We start from the raw sequence: 255 nt of genomic DNA on the forward strand, positions 1-255 counted from the left end.
TCCGTTACGCTTTAGGAGGAGACCGCCCCAGTCAAACTACCCACCAGACACTGTCCGCACCCCGGATAACGGGGCCACGTTAGAACATCAAACATTAAAGGGTGGTATTTCAAGGTTGGCTCCACGCAGACTGGCGTCTGCGCTTCAAAGCCTCCCACCTATCCTACACATCAAGGCTCAATGTTCAGTGTCAAGCTGTAGTAAAGGTTCACGGGGTCTTTCCGTCTTGCCGCGGGTACACTGCATCTTCACAGC

1 rRNA gene is annotated in these 255 nt (G+C 53.7%); it reads right to left on the reverse strand.

Annotation, left to right across the window (positions count from 1 at the left end):
* Positions 1-255 (reverse strand): 23S ribosomal RNA (locus AABB92_RS23380); the annotation flags it as partial.

The sequence above is a fragment of the Pantoea brenneri genome (assembly GCF_038594305.1).
Taxonomy (GTDB): Bacteria; Pseudomonadota; Gammaproteobacteria; order Enterobacterales; family Enterobacteriaceae; genus Pantoea; species Pantoea brenneri.